The 25,841-nt window shown below is 39.7% G+C and carries 1 protein-coding gene; it reads right to left on the bottom strand.

Annotated elements, in window-relative coordinates; translation table 11 throughout:
• Positions 1-50: 50 nt before the first annotated feature.
• On the bottom strand, positions 51-25,841 hold a 25,791-nt coding region (locus DRF60_RS13290; RefSeq protein ID WP_116012507.1), incomplete at its 5' end, for a non-ribosomal peptide synthase/polyketide synthase.

Raw genomic sequence — 25,841 nt, forward strand, 5'->3', positions numbered from 1 at the left:
TGTTATGATTTAAAAACAGAGGAGACCTCAATAAATCTCCCCTGTTTTTTTTATTTGTTGGAAGCTGTTTTGTGGATAAGGTCAATGATTTGTTCTTTCTGTTCCAGCATCGTATGATGGGCTGCATTAATAGGATAAACCGATAACAAATCACTGTTTTCAATAATTGAATCTACATTATTATAAGTTGACCCTTTTATATGAGTATTAAATGATTGATCAAGAGTTTCTCCTTCAAGCATTGCTTTGAACAAAACTACCTTTGTAGAGCTAAGATTATTAGAAATATTTTCTTTAACAATAGAATATTCTGCCGACATAAAGTTTTTAGTCGCTGTAAAATGACTGTCATCAACAGCAACATTCAACTTCTGACTCAATTCTTCATCTGTTGGGAATGCAAGGTATTCTACCAGTTTATGATCTGAAGCATAAAAAATAGTGTCCAGCAAATAAACCGTAATTTTCTGGTGACCTCTGTTTTCAAGTTCCGAAGCAATCTCCAGGGCAATATTTCCACCTAGAGACCATCCCAATAAGATATATTCCTCTTGCTGACTTTCCGTCTGTACATGATCAATGTGATCCAGATAATAATTGGCCAGCGCCTTCAGATTATTAATTTTCTCTTCATTGTATAAGTTATAAGAGTCTACTCCATAACAGTCATAGCCTGTTTCCAATTGTTCTGCCAATGACTGATAGACTTCACAGCCTCCATTTCCCGGATGTATTAAGAACATTTTAGGATTGTTATTTCCTTGATTAAAGGCAACGATCGGCTTATATTCCTTCTCATAGCTCATAATAGTTGTAGAAAGCTTGCTTATCGTTTTTTCCTTGAATAGTTCTACAATTTTGATCTGAACATCCAACTGCTGTCGTATTTTGCTGATCAGCCTAATAGCCATGATACTGTTTCCTCCTAATTTGAAGAAATCATCATGAATACTGATACTTGCCTTATCTAATCCTAATACATCTCCATAAATACCGGCCAGTTTTCTTTGTAGCTCATTTTCAGGAGCTGCATATTCTGATACTCCAATAAATTCAGGCTCAGGAAGGTGTCTTCTATCTATTTTTCCGTTGATGGTCAAGGGAAGACGCTCCAGATGCATATACACATTCGGAATCATATAATCCGGAAGTGTTTCTGACAGGAATTTCGAGATCACGTGCGGATCTATAACCGGATCTGAAACATAGTATCCAACAAGATATTTCATTCCTCCTTTATTTTCTTTAGCAAGAACTACGGCCTGCTTCACAACTGGATACTGAAGTAATCTGTTTTCAATTTCTCCAAGTTCAATTCTATATCCACGAATCTTCACCTGGAAGTCATTTCGTCCTATATATTCAATGTTTCCATCAGGAAGAAATCGTACTAAATCTCCTGTTTTATAAATATGGCTATTATAACCGTTTTCCTTTTGGATTGATGTCTGGAAAGGGTTATTTATAAAACGTTCCTGTGTCATTTCCGGACTGTTCAGATAACCTCTTGCAGTACCCGATCCTCCAATATAAAGCTCTCCTACCGCTCCCAAAGGAACCGGCCTTAATTGAGAATCCAGGACGTAAGTGGAAGTGTTGCTGATAGGACGGCCAATCGGTATTGTTACAAACTCTTTAATTTTTTGTTTATCAACAACATAAGCTGATGCAAATGTGGTAGTCTCTGTTGGTCCATATACGTGCAATAGCTGAACGTGATTGTATTTAGATTTAAATTTATCTACATGGAATACGGACACCTTTTCACCTCCGAATAAAATATATTTCAGTCCCGACAACCAATCTCCACCCTCGTCTACAAGGGAATTGAATAATGCCGTTGTAACGAAAAATATGGAAACATTCTCCTCTATAATTACCTGACCCAAACTATCAATATCTAATAATGTATCAGCTGGTTGTATTATTAAAGAGGCTCCATTGTACAACGCCCCGAAAATATCAAAGATTGAAGCATCAAATACAAAGCTGGACAGGCTCAGAATTCTGTCTGTTTCCTGAATAGAAATATAGTTTGTATTCTTTATCAATCTGTTTACACTTGTATGCTCAATCATTACCCCTTTTGGCTTTCCTGTGGTTCCGCTGGTATATATTACGTAAGCCAGGTTATTGGCTGTAACAGCTGTCATTGGATTTGTGTAATTACCTTCTCCGGTTTCTTGTTGTATTTTATGGTTTTCTAAAGTAAAAATCTTCATCTCCTTGCTATCCATCAGGTTAAGCAGAAGACTTTCATAATTCTCGTTACACAATACAACTCCCGCACGAGTATCCTCCAGAATATGTTTTATTCTGCCTACAGGATATGATGGATCCATCGGCACATAAGCCGCTCCTGTTTTTAATACGGCCAAAATAGCTATAAGCATATTTTCGGATCTGTCAATACACAAAGGAATCAAGTCATCAGACTGAATATTGTAATGCTTTAACAGATAATTTGCTAAAGAATTTGCTTTTTGATTAAGCTCTCTATACGATAGTTTTGTTCCCTGATATACTACAGCAATATTATCTGGAGTTTTTTCAACCTGTTCTTCAAAAAGCTGGTGAATGGTGCGTTTATCTGGATATTCTTTCTGAGTATCATTCCACATTTCTGTTAGCTGTATACTTTCTTCTTCTACCATCAAAGGAAGTTCACCTATTTTTGTATTGTCTGTACCAACTCTTACTATTTGATTCAGAAGGAATTGATAAGAATCAGCCATACGAATAACCGTTTCTTTTCTGAACAGAGATCTAGCATAGTTGAAGGTTATCTGTATTGCTTCTGGCCCATCATTGATCATTGTTGTCAAGTCAAATTTCGCAGCCTGATAGTCAATTTCTCCATCGAAAGAGTAAAATATTGCTTCTTCTTCATTTCCGGATGTATTTCCTCCTCCAAAGTTCTGGAGACCAAACATCACCTGAAAAATAGGGTGTCTTGAGGTATCCTGTTCTACTCCAAGTTCCTCCACTAGTTTCTCAAATGGAAGATCCTGATGGGATTGCGCTTCCGTTACGGAACCAGCAACTTGTAGAATAAAATCCTTCACAGTCTGATCTGAATCAATTTTCTCCCTTAAAGCAAGGGTATTCACAAAAAATCCGATAAGATCCTCAAGACCAGCATGATGACGGTTAGCAACTGGGGTTCCCACCACAATATCCTTCTGACCAGAGTACACTGAAAGCATCAGATAATATCCACTCAACATCACACTATACAAACTCACTCCAAGTTTTTTCGAAATCTCTCGAAGACTTTCCGATGTTTCTCCAACGACATCAAAATTAATGGTTTCTCCTTCATAAGAAATTTCAGACGGCCTATGGAAATCAGTTGGCAGATCCAGACTTTGGTAATCATCGAATTTCATTTTCCAATAATCAATCTGGTTATCTAAACGTTTTCCACTAAGATAATGACGTTGCCACAGTGCGAAATCCTTATATTGGATCTTCAATTCAGGAAGCTCAGATGCTTTTCCTAAAACTAATGCATGATAAAGACTGCTTAATTCCTTTAAAAAGACTTCTGTAGACCATCCGTCAAACGCAATATGATGGATCACAACCGACAAATAATGTTGATTATGGAACCTGAATATATTAATATCAACAGGAATTTCTTCATCAAGACGGAAGATTTTGTTAACACACCTGTTTATGCGTTCATCTAACTCCTCTCTCGTTTCTACTTCTGTAATTTTAAATTCCGGAACAAGGTCTGTAACGACCTGATAACCTAATCCCTCTTTATTAGTCCTGATCATTGTACGAAGTATTTCGTGGCGTATTACTACTTCTTCAAAGGCTCTGCATAGAACCGAAATATTTGTTTTCTCACTCAGAAGGACTGTCATTGGGATATTATAGGCACTACTACCTCCTTCATAGGTTTCTATAAACCAAAGTCTTTCCTGCGCAAAAGATAATCTCTGCTCTTCCTGAGAAGAAATTTTTACAGGAGTAATGATTATCTGTTCATCCATATTATTTTCAACACTTAAAGCGTTCGCCAAGGAGGCTATCGTTTTATGGGTAAGCACCACCGCTACTTTTACTTGTATACCTAGTTCCTGTTTGATTTTACTAGTCAGCTTAATAGCCATGATACTGTTACCACCCAAACGGAAGAAGTCATCATGAATACTAATATTCTCTGAAGCAAGCCCTAAGACTTCCTCATAAATTTGAGATAGTGTTTTCTGCAACTCATTTTCTATAGCAACATATGCGTTGCTACTTTTAAATTCAGGTTCAGGCAGTTGCTTTCTGTCAACCTTTCCATTAATGGTTAATGGTAAGGCTGTTAAATGAACAAAAATACCAGGTACCATATATTCCGGAAGGAATTCTGATAGAAACTCTATGAGCGCTTCAGTATTCAACTCAATATCAGAAACATAATAACCAACAAGATATTTTATTTCTGCGTTGTTTTCTTTGGCGACCACTACCACTTGACGGATATCAGGATGTTTTACCAAAGCATTTTCAATCTCACCAAGCTCAATTCGGAAACCACGGACCTTCACCTGAAAGTCATTTCTACCTAAATATTCTATATTACCAGTGGACATCCATCTTACCAAATCACCTGTCTTATACAGTCGTCCGTTATATTCTTCTCTTCTTTCTTTCTCACTTTGGAACGGATTGGATATAAAACGTTCAGTTGTCAACTCTGGTCGGTTTAAATAGCCACGAGCTACACCTACACCACCAATGAATAGTTCTCCAACTCCCCCAATAGGTACTGGATGCAGAAACTTATCTAACACATATACACTCGTATTTGTTATTGGTCGGCCAATTAGTACTTCTTGGATAGATTTATTATTACAATCATAATACAGAACATCAACTGTTGCCTCCGTCGGTCCATAAAGATTGTGAATTTCCGCTTGTCCCATTAATCTTTGTGCATCTTGCACTTGTTTTAATGTTAATGCCTCGCCACTGCAGAATATGTATCTTAAGCTTTTTATCATAGGCTGCAATGTGATTTTACTATCTAATGTTTCTTCAAATGCACTTAACATTGAGGGAACAAAATGTATAATAGTAACATTCTCTTTTTGAATTATCTCAGCCAGGTATTCGGGATCTTTATGCCCTTCCGGACGAGCAAATACTATACATGCTCCATAAAAATGAGCCCAGAATAATTCCCAAACTGAAACATCAAATGTATATGGGGTTTTCTGTAAAATGTTATCCGTTGGTACCAAAGGATAGGTTTCATTCATCCATACGATACGATTTACAACACTGGTATGTTCTATCATTACTCCTTTTGGGAGTCCTGTCGTTCCGCTGGTATAGATAACATACGCAAGGTTGTTTGAGCAAACTCCTGTAACAGGATTCCCCACATCTGCTTTTTCAAGGATTCCTTTTAAGGCAACATCATTTAAAGAGATAACATCTACATCTATATCCTGTAGCTTCTCTACTGTGTCTTCCTGAACAAGTACAATTTTTGCTCTGGTATCCAATAGGATATATTTTATTCTATCTACAGGATAGGATGAATCCATCGGAACATAGGCTGCTCCTGCCTTCAATACTGCTAAAATTGCAATAAGCATATGCTCTGAACGTTCCAAACATAATGGTACCAGGTCATCCGGCTGAAGGTCATGCGTTTCTATAAGATAGTTCGCCAAACGATTTGCTCTTTTATTCAACTCACGATATGAAATCCTTACATCCTGATATATCAAAGCTGTATTATCCGGAGTCTTTTCAACCTGATTTTCGAATAACTCATGAATAGTTTTATCTGATGGATAAACAGATTCTGTAGCATTCCAATCCTGCATCAGTTTTATTTGGTTTTCTGGAATATACAGAAGCTTATCTGAAGTAATTTTCTGATTTTTCAAGATCTGATCTAAAAGCATTTCCATCCCTTCAATCAGCTGCTCTATAGTATGCTTACTAAAAAGAACTCCTTCATAATTAATTTTCAATGTCACACTCTCTCCTTGCTCTGAAGCCATTATTCCCAATGGATAATCAAGTTTCTCTACAGAATCCATGAACAAAAAGCCTAGTTCATTATCTTCTCCTCCTTTCGGTACAGGATAGTTTTCATACACAAACAAACTGCTGAAGATTCTTCGTCCGTCATGATGTAATGCCGCAAGGTTAATGTCACTATGGGTATTAAGCTCACTAATTCTGTTCTGAATCTCGGAAATATGATCGATAACCCTTCCTTCTTCATGAGTTACAATCAGTGGTAAGGTATTGATATATAGTCCTGCCGAGGATTCTATTCCATCTACTGGTAAGCTTCTTCCAGATACCGTGGTTCCTACCACACTTGTCCCTAGCCCACTGTAAATGCTCAACTGCTTATGCCACAGGTATTGTAGCACAGCATTCACCGTAAACCCTTGGTCCTTGGTAAAGGTTTTCAACAGGTGGTACTTATCACCTTCTATCATCATTTTTATATGCTGATGGTCTTTGATGTGACGGTAGGTTCCTAAATCAATATGTCTTTGGTCTTCTTTAATCAAACTGCTCAAATCTTCCTGATCTTCCAGTAACCTCATATACTTATTCCAGAAACCGATACTCCCTTCTTTATGGGATTGTAAATATTGCTGGGTTAAGGTATAGGCATGATCGGTCGCTAAAACCGGGATCTCATTCTTCATCTGACGGAGGTAGCTATCATGCACACTGTTCAATACAATAGGCATACTCCAGCCATCTAAAATCGCATGGTGATTACTGAATAAACAGCTGTAATGCTTCTCACCTCGTTTGAAAAGATAAACTCTGAACAAGTTACCTTTCGTTAGGTCATAGACGTCAAGTCGATCCTTCTGGGTTATTTCTCCTATCAGGGTTTCCTGAGCTTCTGCACTCATATTGCTGATGTCCTGGTAATGCCAGTTTACTTTGCCCTGCTTATCTATAATCTGTACTATTTCACCATTCCAGTCAAATCTAACTCGTAACGACGGATAATGAGCCTGGGTAAGTTTCCACGACTCCTCAAGTTTATGAGCATTGATTTCACTATGGTAATCCCACATCAATTGGACTCTGTACGCATCATCCGTATCTCCCTGATTCAAGGCATGGTATACAAACCCTTCTTGTAAGCTGTTGGCCAGATATACTCCTTCTATTTCCCCTTTAGTCTGAATGGCTGCAAGTTGGTCCTGCATGATGATATTCTCTACATCGGATTGGGTAAGGTAACTTCTGGTTTCTTGGGACAGATGAGTTACAATTGCTTCTAGATGGGTTTTAAAGTCTTCGGATAGCTGATTAATCTGTTCTTCTGAAAGATAACCGGAGATTCCGAATCGTAGCTGTCCGTCTACAACAGCCCCATTAATACTGATCTGGTGGCTGTCACGGTTATTATTTCCTACGCCTAAGCCACTGTCTTCCGCGGCAATAAACCAACTCTTGTCTCCGGAAACGTCTTCTTGGTCCAGCTGACCCAGATAGTTGAAGCTGATCTTTGGTAGACCTCGGTCTGTATAGCCTATTAAACTACCATAGCCAATTCCATTGTTAGGAATACTTCTCAACGATTCTTTGGTCAATACTACGGTATCGGTAAGGCCCCTGCCTCTCTTCAATAGTAGTGGATACATGGTGGTAAACCATCCTACAGTTTCGGTAATATCTAGGTTACCAAAGACCTCTTCCCGCCCATGGCTCTCTAATAATACGGAATGACTGTCTTCTCCCGTCAATGCTGAAAGGGATAGGGATAAGGCTGAGAGAAGCAAATCATTAATCTGGGTATGGTATGCATGATGGGTCTTCCTGATTAGGGATTCGGTCATCTCTTTGCTTAGCATCACATGACCATGATGATAATCTGAGCCAATGAAAGGGTTTAATGACTGGTTATTCGCATCTACCGTTTCTGCGGCTGTATTCCAGTACAATAATTCCTGAGCTCTGGATTCCGGCCTCTCTGTTTTATAAGCTTTTATAGCATCTACCCACTGACGGTAACTGCTCCCTTTGGCGTGGGATGTAATATTCTCTATTTCTCCTTTTTCCAGGGAATGGTAGATATTCTTTAAATCCTCGGTAATGATCCTCCAACTTACGGCATCAATAATCAAATGATGAAGGGCAAAGTATATCCTTGCGCTGCCATCTGCGTAACCATAGACATAACCTATCTGGTATAATGGACCGTTTTCGATATCAAAACCAGACTGCCACTGAGTGAAGGTTTTAGACAACTCTTCTCTACTTAGTCCTGAAACATCAAGATAGTTGATGCTTGCTTCTATTTCTCTACTTCCGTAGGCCTGGGCATAGACTCCATTTTCTTTTGGATAATGAAGCCTGAACGCATCGTGTCTTTCTACTAAATGTTCTACGGAGGCTGCTAGTAATTCTTTGTCTAGCTCTGGTACATTGATTAAAAAAGCTTGATTCCAATGGTTAAAATCAGCCAGGTACCCCGATTCTTTTTGGCTGAAGAACCACTGCTGAACAGGGAGTAAGGACACAGATCCTTCTAATAAGCCTTGTTCTGATAAAATATGGGGCCCTTCATTCTTATTTTTATCTTCGATAAGTAAAGACAATGAGGTGGTTGTTCGAGCAGTAAAGACTTCTTTAACACTTAATCTTACATCTAGTTGTTGTCTGATTCTTCCTACCAGCTGAATGCTGATGATACTGTCTCCTCCTAATCTGAAGAAGTCATCATCGATACTGATCGTTTCCGGATCTAATCCTAATACTTCACCATAGATATGACATAGCTTTGCTTGCAGATCGCTCTCCGGCGCTATATAATCTTTGCTGCCTGTTAACTCCGGTTCCGGGAGTTGTTTTCGGTCCAGTTTGCCATTGATCGTTAGTGGCAACGCTGTCAAATGAACAAAGGCACTAGGTACCATATATTCCGGTAAGGTATCTGATAAATGCTCTGAAAGTAAATTAGAATCAATCTCGGATTCTGATACATAGTAACCTGCCAGATATTTTAACCCAGCCTTGTTTTCTTTAGCCAACACCGCTGACTGAAGGATTCCCGGATAATGAAGAATTCCGTTTTCTATCTCGCCTAATTCGATTCTGTAGCCCCGGATTTTTACCTGAAAGTCATTTCTACCAATATATTCTAATTCGCCGTTGGATAACCAACGTACTAAATCACCGGTTTTATATAGTCTCCCATTCTCGCCTCTTGCTTTTTGACCTAAAGTCTGGAATGGGTTGGGCATGAAGCGTTCTTCGGTTAAATCTGCTCTGTTTAAATAGCCTCTGGAAATACCTGCTCCACCGATGTAAAGCTCTCCTACTGCACCCACCGGAACAGCTCGCATATGATCATCCAATACATACGTCGTCATATTGCCTATTGGACCACCAATATTCATCGGATTTCTGTCTTCTTTGTAATAGTGTAACGTTGTACACACTGTTCCCTCGGTTGGACCATATTCATTAACAAGGATGATATCCTCTATATTTTTATCCAAAGCAGGGAAGCTCTCTCCTCCGGCAAAAATCAATTTCAGATTTGTCCCATTGTCAACTACTCCTCTCAGTAAAACAGGCGGTATAAATGAAACTTCTATATTGTTTTCTTTAATATAGTCATTAAGCTCACCCACAGAAGTTCTAAGATCATTGCTGTAGAGCCACAACGTATTTCCATTACATAGCACAGGGAAGGTTTCGTACACAAAGGCATCAAATACATAGTTCGAGTAGCATCCCACTTCCTTATATTCTTCAAGTCGGTGTGCCTTTACCATTGATTTTATAAGATTTATAACTCCTCTATGTTCGATCATAACCCCTTTAGGAAGCCCTGTCGTTCCACTTGTATAAATTACATATGCAAGGTTATCTGAATGCACTTCAGTAACAGGATTTTCAGAATCTTTTATTTCCAGTTTCGCTTTGAAAGAAATATCATCTAAGGATATAACCTCAACATGATCAATTTTATTAAGTTCATTTCTGCTACTTTCCTGCACGATGACTATTTTTGCATCGGTATCTTTTAAGATATGTTTTATTCTATCTGTGGGATACGATGGATCCATTGGTACATAAGCAGCTCCGGTCTTTAATACAGCTAAAATTGCAACAAGTATATTTTCAGACCGTTCAAGACATAATGGCACTAAATCATCTGGCTGCAGATTGTACGTTTGAAGAAGATAGTTAGCCAAACGATTGGCCCTTTCATTCAACTCACCATAGGATAATTTAATATCCTGATATACCACTGCAACAGCATCCGGAGTTTTTTCAGCCTGATTTTCAAACATCTTATGAATCATCATCTCTTTAGAATACTCTTCCTGAGTATTATTCCAGCTCTCTGTTACTTTTCTATATTCATCTTCCTGCAATAGAGAAAGTCCACAAACCTTTGTATGATTTATATCGATTCCTGTTAATTGATCCAAAAGAAGCTGATAAGACCCAGCCATGCGGACAATCGTATCTTTTCTAAACAAAGATTTTGCATAATTGAACATGATCCGGAGATCGCCTCCATGATCATCAACCATTGTCGTCAGGTCAAACTTCGCAACCTGGTAGTCTACTTCTCCATCAAAAGGATAGAATAAAACATCTTCATCATTTACTTTAGCATCTCCCCCTCCAAAACTTTGAAGACCAAACATCACCTGGAAAATCGGGTGTCTGGATGTATCCTGCTCTACTCCTAATTCTTCCACTAACTTCTCAAACGGGAGATCCTGATGAGACTGTGCTTCTGTAATCGATTTTGAAACCCGAAGAATGAAATCTTTAAGGGTTTGCTCAGGATCAATATTTTCTCTTAGCGCCAATGTATTGACAAAGAAACCTATGATGTCTTCAAGACCTGCATGATGGCGGTTCGCAATTGGACTTCCCACCACGATATCATCTTGTCCTGAATACGCAGAAAGCATCAGATAATATCCTCCAAGCATCAAACTGTAAAGGCTTACCCCAAGTTCTTTTGAAAGGTTTCTCAATTTTTCTCCTCGTTCTGCATCCAGGTTGAAGTATAGATTTTCTCCTTCATAAGATATTTGGGAAGGTCTCTTGAAATCTGTCGGTAACTCTAATGTCTGGAAATCGTCAAGCTTGTCTTTCCAGTAGCCAATCTGCTTGTCCAGACGTTCTCCTGCAAGATAATTACGCTGCCATAGAGCAAAATCTTTGTACTGAACATTCACCACAGGAAGTTCAGCTATTTCTCTACCAGACAGCTTATAATAAATGGTTGCAAGCTCTTTCAGGAATACATCTGTAGACCATCCATCAAAAGCAATATGATGAACTACAACAGACAGGTAATGATTACTGTCTAAAGTAAATACGTTTACTGCTATAGGAAGTTCTTCCTCCACACGGAATACTTTATTGGCACATCTGTTTATGTTCTGCTCTAATTCCTCTCTCGTTTTTACTTCTGTGATTTTAAATTCCGGAATAAGATCTGTAACCACCTGATAACCTACCCCTTCTTCTGTGGTTCGGATCATTGAACGTAGCACTTCATGACGCATGATCACCTTTTCCAGAGACTTTTGAAGAAGATCAAGTTGTATATCCTTATCCAACATTGTCGTAATAGGAATATTATAAGCACTGCTGCCTCCCTCATAAGACTCTATAAACCATAGTCTTTCCTGAGCAAAAGATAATCTTTGTTTTTCCGGAGAGTCTACCTTTACAGGGGTAATTATAATCTGTTCACCCACCTTATTTTTATCTGCTAAAACAGCTGAAAGAGAAGCAACCGTTTTATGGCTGAAAACCTCAGCAACTCCCACCTGCAGTTTTAATTCTTGCTTAAATTTTCCAATCAGTTTTATGGCCATGATACTGTTTCCTCCAAGTCTGAAGAAATCATCATGGATGCTTATTCCATCCGGATCAATTTTCAGTACTTCACCATAGATCTGACACAGTTTAGCCTGTAATTCATTTTCTGGAATGATATATTTTTTATTCCTTGTAAAATCAGGTTCCGGAAGCTGTTTTCTATCTAATTTCCCATTGATCGTTAATGGTAAAACAGTCAAATGCACAAAAGCACTTGGCAACATATAATCCGGAAGGGATTCCGATAGGAAATCAAAAAGCAGACTTGGATCTACCGATGAATTTGACACATAATATGCCGCCAGATATTTCATCTCTCCGATATTCTCTTTTGCCAATACTGCCGCCTGACGGATATCAGGATACTGAAGCAATCTATTTTCAATTTCTCCAAGTTCAATTCTGTACCCACGGATTTTTACCTGGAAGTCATTTCTTCCAATATATTCTAATTCTCCATGAGATAACCAACGTACTAAATCACCGGTTTTATATAATCGTCCGTTTTCACCTCTTTCCTTCTGCTCTGCAGTCTGGAAAAGGTTCAGCATAAAGCGTTCTTCCGTAAGTTCCGGTCTGTTTAAATACCCTCTGGCAATACCTGCTCCACCGATATAAAGTTCTCCTATTACCCCTACAGGAACCTGGCGAAGATTCTTATCCAATACATAAGCTGTCATATTTCCGATGGCTTTTCCAATATTCAATGGATTACCATCTTCGTTATAATGGTGTAATGTGGCACATACTGTTCCTTCGGTTGGGCCGTAGGCATTGATAATATCTACTCCATGTTCTTTATACAGAGCCATTACCTGAGGGCTCGTTACATCTCCGGCCACTACAAGTTTCTCTAAAGGAAGAATATACTCATCCGTCAAAAGAATTGGCGAAATAGTCGCTATACTGATATTATTTTCTTCTATATACTCCTGTAACTCGGAAAGATCAATTCTTTTTTCTTTTTCCAGTAAAAAGATGCTGTGCCCATGAGTAATTACAGGATACAGTTCCCATACATGGGCATCGAATACATAGCTCGCGTACCACAGGCAGTTTTTTTGGATCGTTCCATCAGATTTCAATCCAAATTCTTTAGCTTCCTGTTCTATTAGGTTGGCTACATTTCTGTGTTCTATCATTACTCCTTTGGGAAGCCCTGTTGTTCCACTGGTATAAATAACATAAGCCAGATTATCGGATGTGACTGTAGTAACGGGAGCTTCCGAAGATTCTCTCTTAACCTCATCCTGGAAAGCAATCTGATCCAGGGAAATGGCATCTACATCCATCTTCTGTACCCTGTCTATTGTTTCTTCATCTCCAAGAACCAGTTTTGCTCCCGTATCATGAAGAATATGCTCTATCCTGTCTGCAGGATATGAAGGGTCCATTGGTACATAAGCGGCTCCGGCCTTTAATACAGCTAATATTGCTATAAGCATATGTTCCGATCTTTCCAAACATAATGGGACCAGCTCATCTGGCTGAAGATCATAAGTCCTTATCAGATAATTGGCCAGTCGATTAGCTCTATTGTTCAGCTCACTATAGGATAACTTAACATTCTGGTATACCAATGCAATGTGATCAGGAGTTTTTGAAACCTGGTTTTCAAACAGTTCATGAATCGTTTTATCTGAAGAAAAATCAGAAACTGTATTGTTCCAGGATTCTATTAGGTTCAACTGATTTTCCGAAACATATGAAAGCTGGTCTGAAGTAATCTCCCAGTTTTCTAATATCTGCCCTAAAACAGACTTCATACCTTCCATCAGCTGCTCCATGGTCTTTTGTTCAAAAAGAACTCCTTCGTAATTGATTTTCACCGTTACGCTGTCTCCCTGTTCGTAAGCCATTATTCCCAGCGGATAATCCAATTTTTCTACAGAATCTTTGAAAACAAATCCTAATACATTACTATCATCTCCTCCTGCCGGCACCGGATAGTTCTCATACACAAATAAACTGCTGAAAATACGTCGTGAATCCTGATGAAGCTCACCAAGGCTAACGTCACTGTGTGTATTGAGCTCACTGATTCTATGCTGGATATCAGAAATGATATCAACCACTTTACCTTCTGTATGTTCTACAATGAGTGGAAGCGTATTAATAAACAGCCCGACAGATGATTCTATGTCATCAACAGGAAGGTTTCTTCCGGAGACTGTAGTTCCTACCACCGTTGTTTCTACTCCACTATGCATACCAAGCTGGCTATGCCACAGATATTGCAGAACAGCATTCACCGTAAATCCATTTTTGGTAGTGAATTTTTTCAGTTGTTGGTACTGATCATCTGCCAACGTTATTTTTACAAACTGATGATCCTGTATCTGACGGTAGGTTCCAAGGTCAATATGCCTTTGAGATTCCTTCATCAAACTGCTTAAATCTTCCTGATCCTGAAGCAGACTCATATAGCTATTCCAGAAACTTCGGCTGCTGTCTTTATGTTGCTGAAGATATTTCTGAGTATTGATATAGGCATGATCCAGCACAAAGTCCGGATCCTGTTTTTTAATAAGATTCAGATAGATATCATGGATGTTTTTGAGCACGATCGGCATACTCCATCCATCCAAAACAGCATGGTGATTACTGAAGAGGCATGTATAATGTTTTTCTGAACGCTTAAACAGGTATATTCTGAATAGGCCTCCTTTTGACAGGTCATATACTTCAAAACGGTCTTTCTGAGTGCGATCGCGGATCAATTCTTCCTGTTGGACCTCCTCCATTCCACTTAGATCCTCAAATCTCCAGTCAAGTGGGCTTTCCTTGTCGATAATCTGAACAATCTCTCCACTCCAGTTGAATCTGAGCCTCAATGCCGGGAACTGTTGTTGAGTATAGAACCATGCTTTTTTAAGCGTTTCAACATTCATTTCAGACATATAATCCCAAATCAGCTGCACCCGGTACGCATCATCCGTATCCCCCTGTTTTAGAGCATGATATACAAACCCTTCCTGTAAACTGTTAGCCAAGAATACTCCTTCCACTTCTCCATTTTCCTGGATAGCGTCAAGTTGTTCTTTGTTTACAATGTTCTCTATATCTGAAGGGGTAAGGAAGCTTCGTGTATTTTTAGAAAGTTCGTCTATAATATCAATAATATACTCTTTAAACTTCTGAGTAACCTGTTTCACCTGATCCTGAGGAAGATGTGCGGAAACACTGAAGCGAAGCTGACCGTCTACAACAGCACCATTAATTCCTATGATATAGCTTTCTTTATTGGATGTTCCGATAGAAAGTCCACTGTCTTCCGCTGCAATAAACCATGTTTTTTCAGCAGAACTGTCTTCCTGGTCAAGCTGTCCAAGATAGTTGAAGCTTATTTTGGGAAGTTCATATTGTGTATATCCCACAAGGCTTCCATAACCAATCCCATTATCCGGAATGCTTCTTAATGCCTCTTTAGTCAATACTACCGTATCATTGAGGTTTTCTCCAGTTTCCAGTAATAACGGATACATTGAAGTGAACCATCCCAGTGTTTCTGTAATGTCTAAGTGAGGGAAGACATCTTCACGCCCATGGCTTTCCAGTAAAACCGCATGACGGGATTCTCCTGTAAGCTCTGTAAGGGCTGAAGCTAATGCCGATAATAGCAGATCATTAATCCTTGTCTGATATACATGATGGCTACCTCTGATAAGCTTTTCTGTATTTTCTTTATCTAAAAGAAGAACATCATGGTTGCTTTCCGGTATAGAAATAGCCTCCAATGTTTTATTAATTCCATGGACTATTTCTGTCGTTTTATTCCAGTAAGCAAGTTCTTTATCTCTGGATTCCGGAGTTTCTTTTTTATATCCTTTTACAGCATCCACCCATTGACGGTAGCTGCTTCCTTTTTGGGCTGCTTTAAAGTCTTCTCCTCTTTCAAGAGTCTGATATATGTTCTTTAAGTCATCGGTAATGATTCTCCAGCTTACTGTATCGATGATCAGGTGATGGAATGCAAAGAAGATTCTGGTGCTTCCATCTTCATATCCTGTTATATACGCAATACGATACAATGGTCCTTTTTCTATATCAAACTGGGCATGCCACTGGGTAAAGAGCTGGGAAAGCTCCTCCATTGTCTTCCCTGAAGTATCAAGATAGTTGATTTCCGGAGTAGCTTCTAATCCATATTGCTGGGAATACATTCCATTTTCTTTTGGATAATGGATTCTAAATGCATCATGTTTTTCAATGAGCAGGCGGACGCTTTTCTCCAAAAGTTCCTTATTTAGCTGAGGTACATTGATCAGGAAGGCCTGGTTCCAATGATTGAAGTCTACCAAATATCCTAATTCTTTCTGACTGAAGAACCATTCCTGGATTGGAAGTAATGAAATTTCTCCTTCCAATATTCCTTGTTCTGCCAAAATATGGATTGCTTCATTTTGACTTTTCTCTTCGATAAGTAAAGACAAAGCAGCAGCAGTTCTGGCCGTAAATACTTCTTTAACACTTAGTCTTATATCCAGTTGCTGTCTGATTCGTCCTACCAGCTGAATACTGATGATACTGTCTCCTCCTAAACGGAAGAAATCGTCTTCGATACTGATACCTTTAGCATCAAGACCCAAAACATCACCATAGATCTGGCACAATTTAACCTGAAGATCGGTTTTTGGAGCAATATAATCTTTACCTCCCGTGAACTCAGGTTCCGGAAGCTGTTTTCTGTCCAGTTTTCCATTGATCGTTAATGGCAAGGCTGTTAAATGAATAAAAGAACTTGGTACCATATATTCCGGTAAACTTGCGGAAAGATGTTCAGAAAGGAGATTGGAATCAATCGCTGAATCTGAAACATAATATCCTGCAAGGTATTTTAATCCTGCTTTATTTTCTTTAGCCAGAACAGCTACTTGATGGATACCCGGGTAATGAAGTAATGTATTTTCAATCTCACCTAACTCGATTCTGTATCCTCGAATCTTCACCTGGAAGTCATTTCTTCCAATATATTCAAGCTCACCGTTAGCTAACCAACGCACTAAATCGCCTGTCTTATATAATCTCCCGTTTTCGTCTCTAGCCTTTTGGGATAAAGTCTGGAATGGACTATCCAAGAAACGTTCTTTAGTAAGCTCCTGTCTGTTTAAATAACCTCTGGCAATACCTGCCCCTCCGATATAAAGCTCACCTACTGCTCCCACAGGAACCGGACGGAAATGATTATCCAGCACATAAGCTGTCATATTTCCGATAGGCCCTCCGATATTCAACGGATTCCCATCTTCATTATAGTGGTGCAACGTTGCACAAACTGTTCCTTCAGTCGGACCGTAAGCATTAATAATATCCACTCCTTTAGCCTGATAAAGAGCCATGAGCTGTGGATTGGTTACATCTCCGGCTACGACAAGCTTTTCTAATGGTAAAATATATTCTTTAGTCAAAAGAACAGGTGGTATCGTCGCAATACTGATGTTATTTATACTTATATACTGTTGTAGAGCGGCAATATCGGTCTGTTTTTCTTTATCTAAAAGGTAGATACTATGACCGTGAGTAATAACAGGGTACAATTCCCATACATGAGCATCAAAAACATAATTCGCATACCAAAGACAGTTTTTAAGCCCGTCAGAGATCAATCCGAATTCTTTAGCCTCCTGTTGTATTAAGTTAGCTACATTTCTATGTTCTACCATTACTCCTTTCGGAAGCCCTGTTGTTCCACTGGTGTAGATGACATAGGCCAGGTTTTCAGATGTAACTGAAGTGGCTGGATTATTTGAACCTGTTATTTCAAGCTGTGCTTTAAAGGAAATATCATCTAAGGAAATAGATTCTACAGCCAGATTTTGTACTTTTTCTGTTGTACTTTCCTGACCAAGAATCAATCTTGCTCCTGTATCCTGAAGGATATGTTCTATTCTGTCCACCGGATAAGACGGATCCATCGGTACATAGGCGGCTCCCGATTTCAAAACTCCCAACATTGCAATCAGCATATTCTCAGAGCGCTCTAAACACAGAGGAATAATATCGTCAGGTTGAATGTTGTAAGTTCCTATAAGGTAATTCGCCAGACGATTTGCCCTGTTATTTAATTCTCTGTAGGATAAGTGAACATTCTGGTATACCAAAGCGATATGATCCGGAGTCTTTGAAACCTGATTTTCAAATAGCTTATGAATGGTTTCTTCCCCATATGCAGAGGCTGTAGTATTCCAGTCCTCAGTTATTTTTTTATGAATATCTGCAGGTATTAGAGAAAGGTCACAAAGCTTAACATTTTCAAGTGTATGCTCATGAACACCAAAAGCCTGTTCAAGAATATACTGATAGGAACCGATCATATTATTGACAGTTTCTCTAGCGAAAATAGTTTTGCCATAATTGAACATTCCACGGATGGTTTCTTCACCATCATCAATCATAGTCGTCAAATCAAACTTCGCTATCTGATAGTCTACTTCTCCATCGAAAGGAGAAAATAAAGCTTCTCCATTACCAGTATCTCTACCAAAACTCTGAAGACCAAACATCACCTGGAAGACAGGATGTCTGGATGTATCCTGTTCTACTCCCAATTCTTCCACCAGCTTCTCAAATGGAAGATCCTGATGAGACTGAGCTTCTGTCACAGATTTTGATACCCGAAGAATAAAGTCTCTGAGACTTTGTTCCGGGTCAATATTTTCTCTTAATGCAAGGGTATTGACAAAGAAACCGATGATATCTTCAAGTCCTGCATGATGACGGTTGGCAATAGGGCTTCCCACTACAATATCATCCTGTCCTGAGTACGCAGAAAGCATCAGGTAATATCCACCCAGCATAACACTGTATAAACTCACGCCCAGTTTTCTGGATGTGTTTCTAAGGCTTTGGGCAACTTTTGGATCTACCGTAAAATTAATAGTTTCTCCTTCGTAGGATACCTGAGGCGGTCTTTTGAAATCTACCGGCAAGTTAAGATTCTGGAAATCATCAAGTTTACTTTTCCAATATCCAAGCTGGCTATTCAATCGATCCCCCGTCAGATAATTTCTCTGCCATAAAGCAAAGTCTTTATATTGAATCTTTAATTCCGGAAGCTGAGGTGATTTTCCATTGATAAGAGCTTCGTAAGCCGTCTGTATTTCCTGTAAGAATATATCGGTAGACCAACCATCAAAAGCAATGTGATGGATGACCACTGACAGGTAATGATTACCTCCTAACCTGAAAATATTAACTTCTATAGGAAGTTCTTCATCCAGACGGAAAACCTTATTTGAAATTCTGTTGATCTCCTCATCAAGTTCCGTTCTTGTTTCTACATGATGCATATGCATTTCCGGAACACGATCTGTCACCAGCTGATAGCCCTTGCCTTCCTCTGTAGAAAGGATCATACTTCGTAAAACTTCATGACGCATTACGATCGTTTCCAGCGCTTTGCAAAGGGCCGAAATATCTGTCTTCTCATTAAGACGAACAGTCATCGGAATATTATAGGCACTACTTCCTCCTTCATAGGTTTCTATAAACCAAAGTCTTTCCTGGGCAAAGGATAACCTCTGTTCTTCCGGAGAATTGACTTTTACAGGGGTAATACTTACCTGCTCTTCATTATTCTGATTGGCTAATGCGTTTGAAAGTGAGGCTACTGTTTTATTACCAAATATTACAGCAACTCCCACCTGAGTATTCAACATACGTTTGATACCACTAATCAATTTTATCGCCATGATACTGTTTCCTCCAAGGCTGAAGAAATCATCATTGATTCCGATTGTTCCTGCATCCAGACCCAGAACTTCTCCATAGATCTGACACAGTCTTTCCTGCAACTCATTCTCTGGTGCCGTGTATTCTCTGCCTCCCGTAAACTCAGGCTCAGGTAGTTGTCTCCTATCTAGTTTTCCATTAATCGTTAATGGTAAGGAGGTTAAATGGACAAACGCAGCAGGAACCATATATTCCGGTAAGGCTTCCGACAAGAAAGACGTAAGATGACCGATATCTATAGAAGTATCTGATACATAATACCCTACAAGGTATTTCATCCCCGCTTTGTTTTCTTTAGCCAAGACTACAGATTGTTTAACTTCAGGATATTCCTGTAATCTGTTTTCGATCTCTCCTAATTCTATCCTGTAACCTCGGATCTTGACCTGGAAATCATTTCTACCAATGTATTCTAATTCGCCATCGGAAAGATAGCGGACAAGGTCTCCCGTTTTATACAGGATCCCGTTCTTACCTGAAGCTTTCTCTTCCAAAGTCTGGAAAGGGTTCGATATGAAACGTTCAGCTGTTAATTCCGGCCTGTTTAAATAGCCCCGTGCAATTCCGGATCCTCCTACATACAATTCTCCTACAGCTCCGATAGGAACTGCCCGAAGATGGTTATCTAAAATATACATCCCCTGATCCGGAATATTCTCTCCGATCAGAGATGCTCTGTCTAAGTCTTCTACACTCAGCTTCTTATAGGTTACATGGACCGTGGTCTCTGTAATACCATACATGTTGATGAGGGTTGGTGCGGAACGGTAACGTTCATACCAAGGTTTTAAGGAGGCCAGGTTTAAAGCTTCTCCTCCGAATATAACATAGCGAAGACTGCTTAAATCTTCTCCACGCTGAAGAGCGATATCGATAAACTGATAGAAAGCGGTTGGCGTCTGGTTGAGCACCGTAAGACCTTCTTTCAGACATAAACTGAAGAATAAATTCGTGTCTTTGGTTTGTTCTGAGGACGGTACCAATAGTTTTCCGCCGTAGAAAAAGGCGCCCCAGATCTCCCATACACTAAAGTCAAACACATAGGAATGGAATAAACTCCATACATCCTGGTCATTGAAATGATACCAGTGATCGGTAGCGCTAAACAAACGTGCTACGTTTCGGTGAATCTGCATTACACCTTTTGGCATTCCTGTGGTTCCACTTGTGTAGATCACATAAGCCAGATGGTCAGGACCTACCAGGGTAACCGGATTGGAGGCGCTGCTTTTGGCAAGGTTTCTTCCCAGTTCTGCATCATTCAGCACCAGTACTGAGGTATCAATTCCGCTGCACGCTTCCTGAACCGTTGATGCTGCAATGCTATGGGCCAGGACTATTTTTGCCCCGGTATCTTCAAGGATATGACGGATTCTTTCTACAGGATACGATGGATCCATAGGAACATACGCTCCGCCTGCTTTTAAAACTCCCAGAATAGCTGTCAGCATATCTTCTGAACGTTCTAAACATAATGGAACAAGGTCATCAGGCTGAAGGTCGTAAGTGTCAATAAGGTAATGAGCCAGACGGTTCGAACGATCATTAAGCTCACGGTAAGACATCCTTACATCCTGATATACTACGGCAATATGATCCGGAGTCCTTTCAACCTGGGCTTCAAATAATGCCTGAATCGTAGTGTCACTCGCATAATCACTTTCTGTAGACCATAACCCTGAGAGCTGAGTGTACTGTTCTTTGGTCAGGTAATATAATTGATCAGATGAAATTTCAGAATTTTCAAGAATCTGTTCTAAAACAGTATTCATTCCTCTGATCAGTTGATTGATCATCTTCTCATCGAACAAAAATCCTTCATAACTGATATTTAACGTCACTTCCTCCCCGGTTTCGTAAGCCACTATTCCTAATGGATAGTCGAGTCGCTCTACTGAACCTTTAAAGACAAATGATAGCTCATTGTCTTCTCCTCCTTTTGGAGCAGGATAGTTTTCATATACAAATAAGCTGCTGAAAATTCGGCGTCCATCATGCTGAAGGCTGGCCAGGTTTACACTGCTGTGGGTATTCAGCTCACTGATTCTATGCTGAATCTCAGATATAATATCTACCACTTTACCTTCTGTATGGTTCACAATAAGAGGTAAAGTATTAATATAAAGTCCTACAGAGGATTCTATTTCATCCACCGGTAAGCTTCGTCCGGATACCGTAGTTCCTACTACCGTTGTGGATCCTCCACTGTAGATACCAAGCTGTTTATGCCATAAATACTGAAGTACAGCATTGATTGTAAATCCGTTTTCGGATGTAAATTTCTTCAGTTCCTGATACTGTTCACCGACTATCGACATTTTTATCGAACGGTGATCTACTATTTGCTTATACTCTGAAAGGTCAATCTGTTTTTGAGATTCCTTGATTAGGCTTCCCAAATCTTCACGATCTTCCAGAAGTCCCATATAATCTTTCCAGAAACTGCTGTTACTGTCCTTGTTTTCCTGAAGGTATTTCTGAGCTTCGGCGTACGCTTTATCCGGAACAGGTAAAAGCTCCTGTCCTTTAACAAGTTTAAGATAGGCCTCATGAATAAGTGTCAGGAATATAGGCATACTCCACCCATCAAGAATGGCATGATGATTACTGAAGAGACAGCTATAATGGTTTTCTGAACGTTTGAAAATATATGCTCTGAAGAGGCTTCCTTTAGATAAGTCGTATACTTCGAAACGGTCTTTTTGAGTCATTTCTTTGACCAGGTTTTCCTGATCTTCATCGTTCATCTCACTGATATCATGATAACGCCAGTCCAGGTTTCCTTTCTTATCGATAATCTGAACAATCTCTTCACTCCAGTCAAATCTTAATCGTAAGGTAGGAAGTTGTTCCTGCGTGTATACCCATGCATCTTTAAGCTTATTCAAATCCATTCCGGCCTTATAATCCCATACCAGCTGTACTCTGTAGGCATCATCTTTATCTCCCTGGTTAAGTGCATGGTATACAAATCCTTCCTGCAAACTGTTGGCAAGATATACTCCTTCAACGGCTCCTGACTCCTGAATATACATCAGCTGTTCTTTCCCAACAATATTTTCTGTATCTGATGGAGTGAGCCAGCTTCTGTTTTCTGCCAGAAGTTCATCAACCGTCTGTTTTATATATTCTTTAAATCTTTCTGTCAGCAGATTGATCTGATCTTGTGACAGATATCCTGAGAGTCCAAAACGAAGCTGACCATCTGCAATTGCCCCGTTTATGCTGATAATATAGCTATCATGGTTTTGACTTCCCATGGAACTTCCGCTATTTTCTCCGGAAATAAACCATGTTTTTTCTTCGGTACTTTCCTCCTGGTCAAGCTGTCCAAGATAGTTGAAACTAATTTTTGGAAGAGCATGTTTTGTATAGCCTACAAGACTGCCGTAACCAATTCCATTGTTTGGAATACTTCTCAACGATTCTTTGGTCAGAATAGCCGTGTCTTTTACATCATTACCTGTTTCCAGTAATAATGGATACATAGAAGTAAACCATCCTACAGTTTCTGTAATATCAAGATTATTGAAAACATCTTCACGACCGTGCCCTTCAAGAAGGACAGCATGTCGGGATTCTCCCGTAAGATCTGAAAGAGCAGAAGCAAGGGCTGACAATAGCAAGTCATTAATCTGTGTATGATAGACGTGATGTACTTCTCTGATTAATTTCTCTGTATATCCATGATCCAACATAAGATTGGCAAAATGATATTCAGAAGAAGATAATTCTGCCAGGGCATTATTACTTTGTCCTACAGTATCAACAGTGTTGTTCCAATAAGTAAGTTCCTCTTCTCTGGACGCCGGGTTATCTTGTTTGTATCCTTTTACTGCTTCAATCCACTGACGGTAACTACTTCCTTTTACAGGTGTTTCAACTTTATTTCCTTTCTCAAGAGTCTGATATATATTCTTAAGATCTTCGGTAACAATTCTCCAGCTTACCGCATCAATAATCAGGTGATGAAGAGCAAAGAAGATTCTTGCACTTCCGTCTTCATACCCCTTAATATATCCTATCTGGAATAATGGCCCTTTTTCTATATTAAATTGTGCCTGCCATTCCGTCAATATTCCCGGAAGATCTTCTGATGTGCTTTCTGACACATCCAGATAATTGATATCCGATATTGTTTCTATTCCGTACTGCTGGGTGTAAGCTCCTTTTTCTTTTGGATAATAAATCCTGAATGCATCATGTCTTTCAATGAGCAATCTCACACTCTCTTCCAGTAATCCTGCACTTAACTCAGGAACTTTAATCAAGAAGGACTGATTCCAATGGTTAAGGTCTCCTACATATCCCTGTTCTACCAAATCAAAGAACCATTCCTGGATAGGAAGGAAGGGTAATTCTCCTGTCAACATTCCCTGCTCTGTCAGAATATGGGTCTGCTCTTCTTTTTCTTTGATCTCGATCAGCTCAGAAAGCTTCAATACGGATCTTGAAGTAAAGACATCTTTAACACTTACTCTTATATCCAGACGTTGCCGTATTCTGCTGACAAGCTGTATGCTGATGATACTATCTCCCCCTAATCTGAAGAAATCGTCATTGATTCCGATTGTTCCTGCATCCAGACCCAGAACTTCTCCATAGATCTGACACAGTCTTTCCTGCAACTCATTCTCTGGTGCCGTGTATTCTCTGCCTCCCGTAAACTCAGGCTCAGGTAGTTGTCTCCTATCTAGTTTTCCATTAATCGTTAATGGTAAGGAGGTTAAATGGACAAACGCAGCAGGAACCATATATTCCGGTAAGGCTTCCGACAAGAAAGACGTAAGATGACCGATATCTATAGAAGTATCTGATACATAATACCCTACAAGGTATTTCATCCCCGCTTTGTTTTCTTTAGCCAAGACTACAGATTGTTTAACTTCAGGATATTCCTGTAATCTGTTTTCGATCTCTCCTAATTCTATCCTGTAACCTCGGATCTTGACCTGGAAATCATTTCTACCAATGTATTCTAATTCGCCATCGGAAAGATAGCGGACAAGGTCTCCCGTTTTATACAGGATCCCGTTCTTACCTGAAGCTTTCTCTTCCAAAGTCTGGAAAGGGTTCGATATGAAACGTTCAGCTGTTAATTCCGGCCTGTTTAAATAGCCCCGTGCAATTCCGGATCCTCCTACATACAATTCTCCTACAGCTCCGATAGGAACTGCCCGAAGATGGTTATCTAAAATATACATCCCCTGATCCGGAATATTCTCTCCGATCAGAGATGCTCTGTCTAAGTCTTCTACACTCAGCTTCTTATAGGTTACATGGACCGTGGTCTCTGTAATACCATACATGTTGATGAGGGTTGGTGCGGAACGGTAACGTTCATACCAAGGTTTTAAGGAGGCCAGGTTTAAAGCTTCTCCTCCGAATATAACATAGCGAAGACTGCTTAAATCTTCTCCACGCTGAAGAGCGGTATCGATAAACTGATAGAAAGCGGTTGGCGTCTGGTTGAGCACCGTAAGACCTTCTTTCAGACATAAACTGAAGAATAAATTCGTGTCTTTGGTTTGTTCTGAGGACGGTACCAATAGTTTTCCGCCGTAGAAAAAGGCGCCCCAGATCTCCCATACACTAAAGTCAAACACATAGGAATGGAATAAACTCCATACATCCTGGTCATTGAAATGATACCAGTGATCGGTAGCGCTAAACAAACGTGCTACGTTTCGGTGAATCTGCATTACACCTTTTGGCATTCCTGTGGTTCCACTTGTGTAGATCACATAAGCCAGATGGTCAGGACCTACCAGGGTAACCGGATTGGAGGCGCTGCTTTTGGCAAGGTTTCTTCCCAGTTCTGCATCATTCAGCACCAGTACTGAGGTATCAATTCCGCTGCACGCTTCCTGAACCGTTGATGCTGCAATGCTATGGGCCAGGACTATTTTTGCCCCGGTATCTTCAAGGATATGACGGATTCTTTCTACAGGATACGATGGATCCATAGGAACATACGCTCCGCCTGCTTTTAAAACTCCCAGAATAGCTGTCAGCATATCTTCTGAACGTTCTAAACATAATGGAACAAGGTCATCAGGCTGAAGGTCGTAAGTGTCAATAAGGTAATGAGCCAGACGGTTCGAACGATCATTAAGCTCACGGTAAGACATCCTTACATCCTGATATACTACGGCAATATGATCCGGAGTCCTTTCAACCTGGGCTTCAAATAATGCCTGAATCGTAGTGTCACTCGCATAATCACTTTCTGTAGACCATAACCCTGA

The organism is Chryseobacterium elymi (genome assembly GCF_003385495.1).
In the GTDB taxonomy this organism is placed as follows: domain Bacteria; phylum Bacteroidota; class Bacteroidia; order Flavobacteriales; family Weeksellaceae; genus Chryseobacterium; species Chryseobacterium elymi.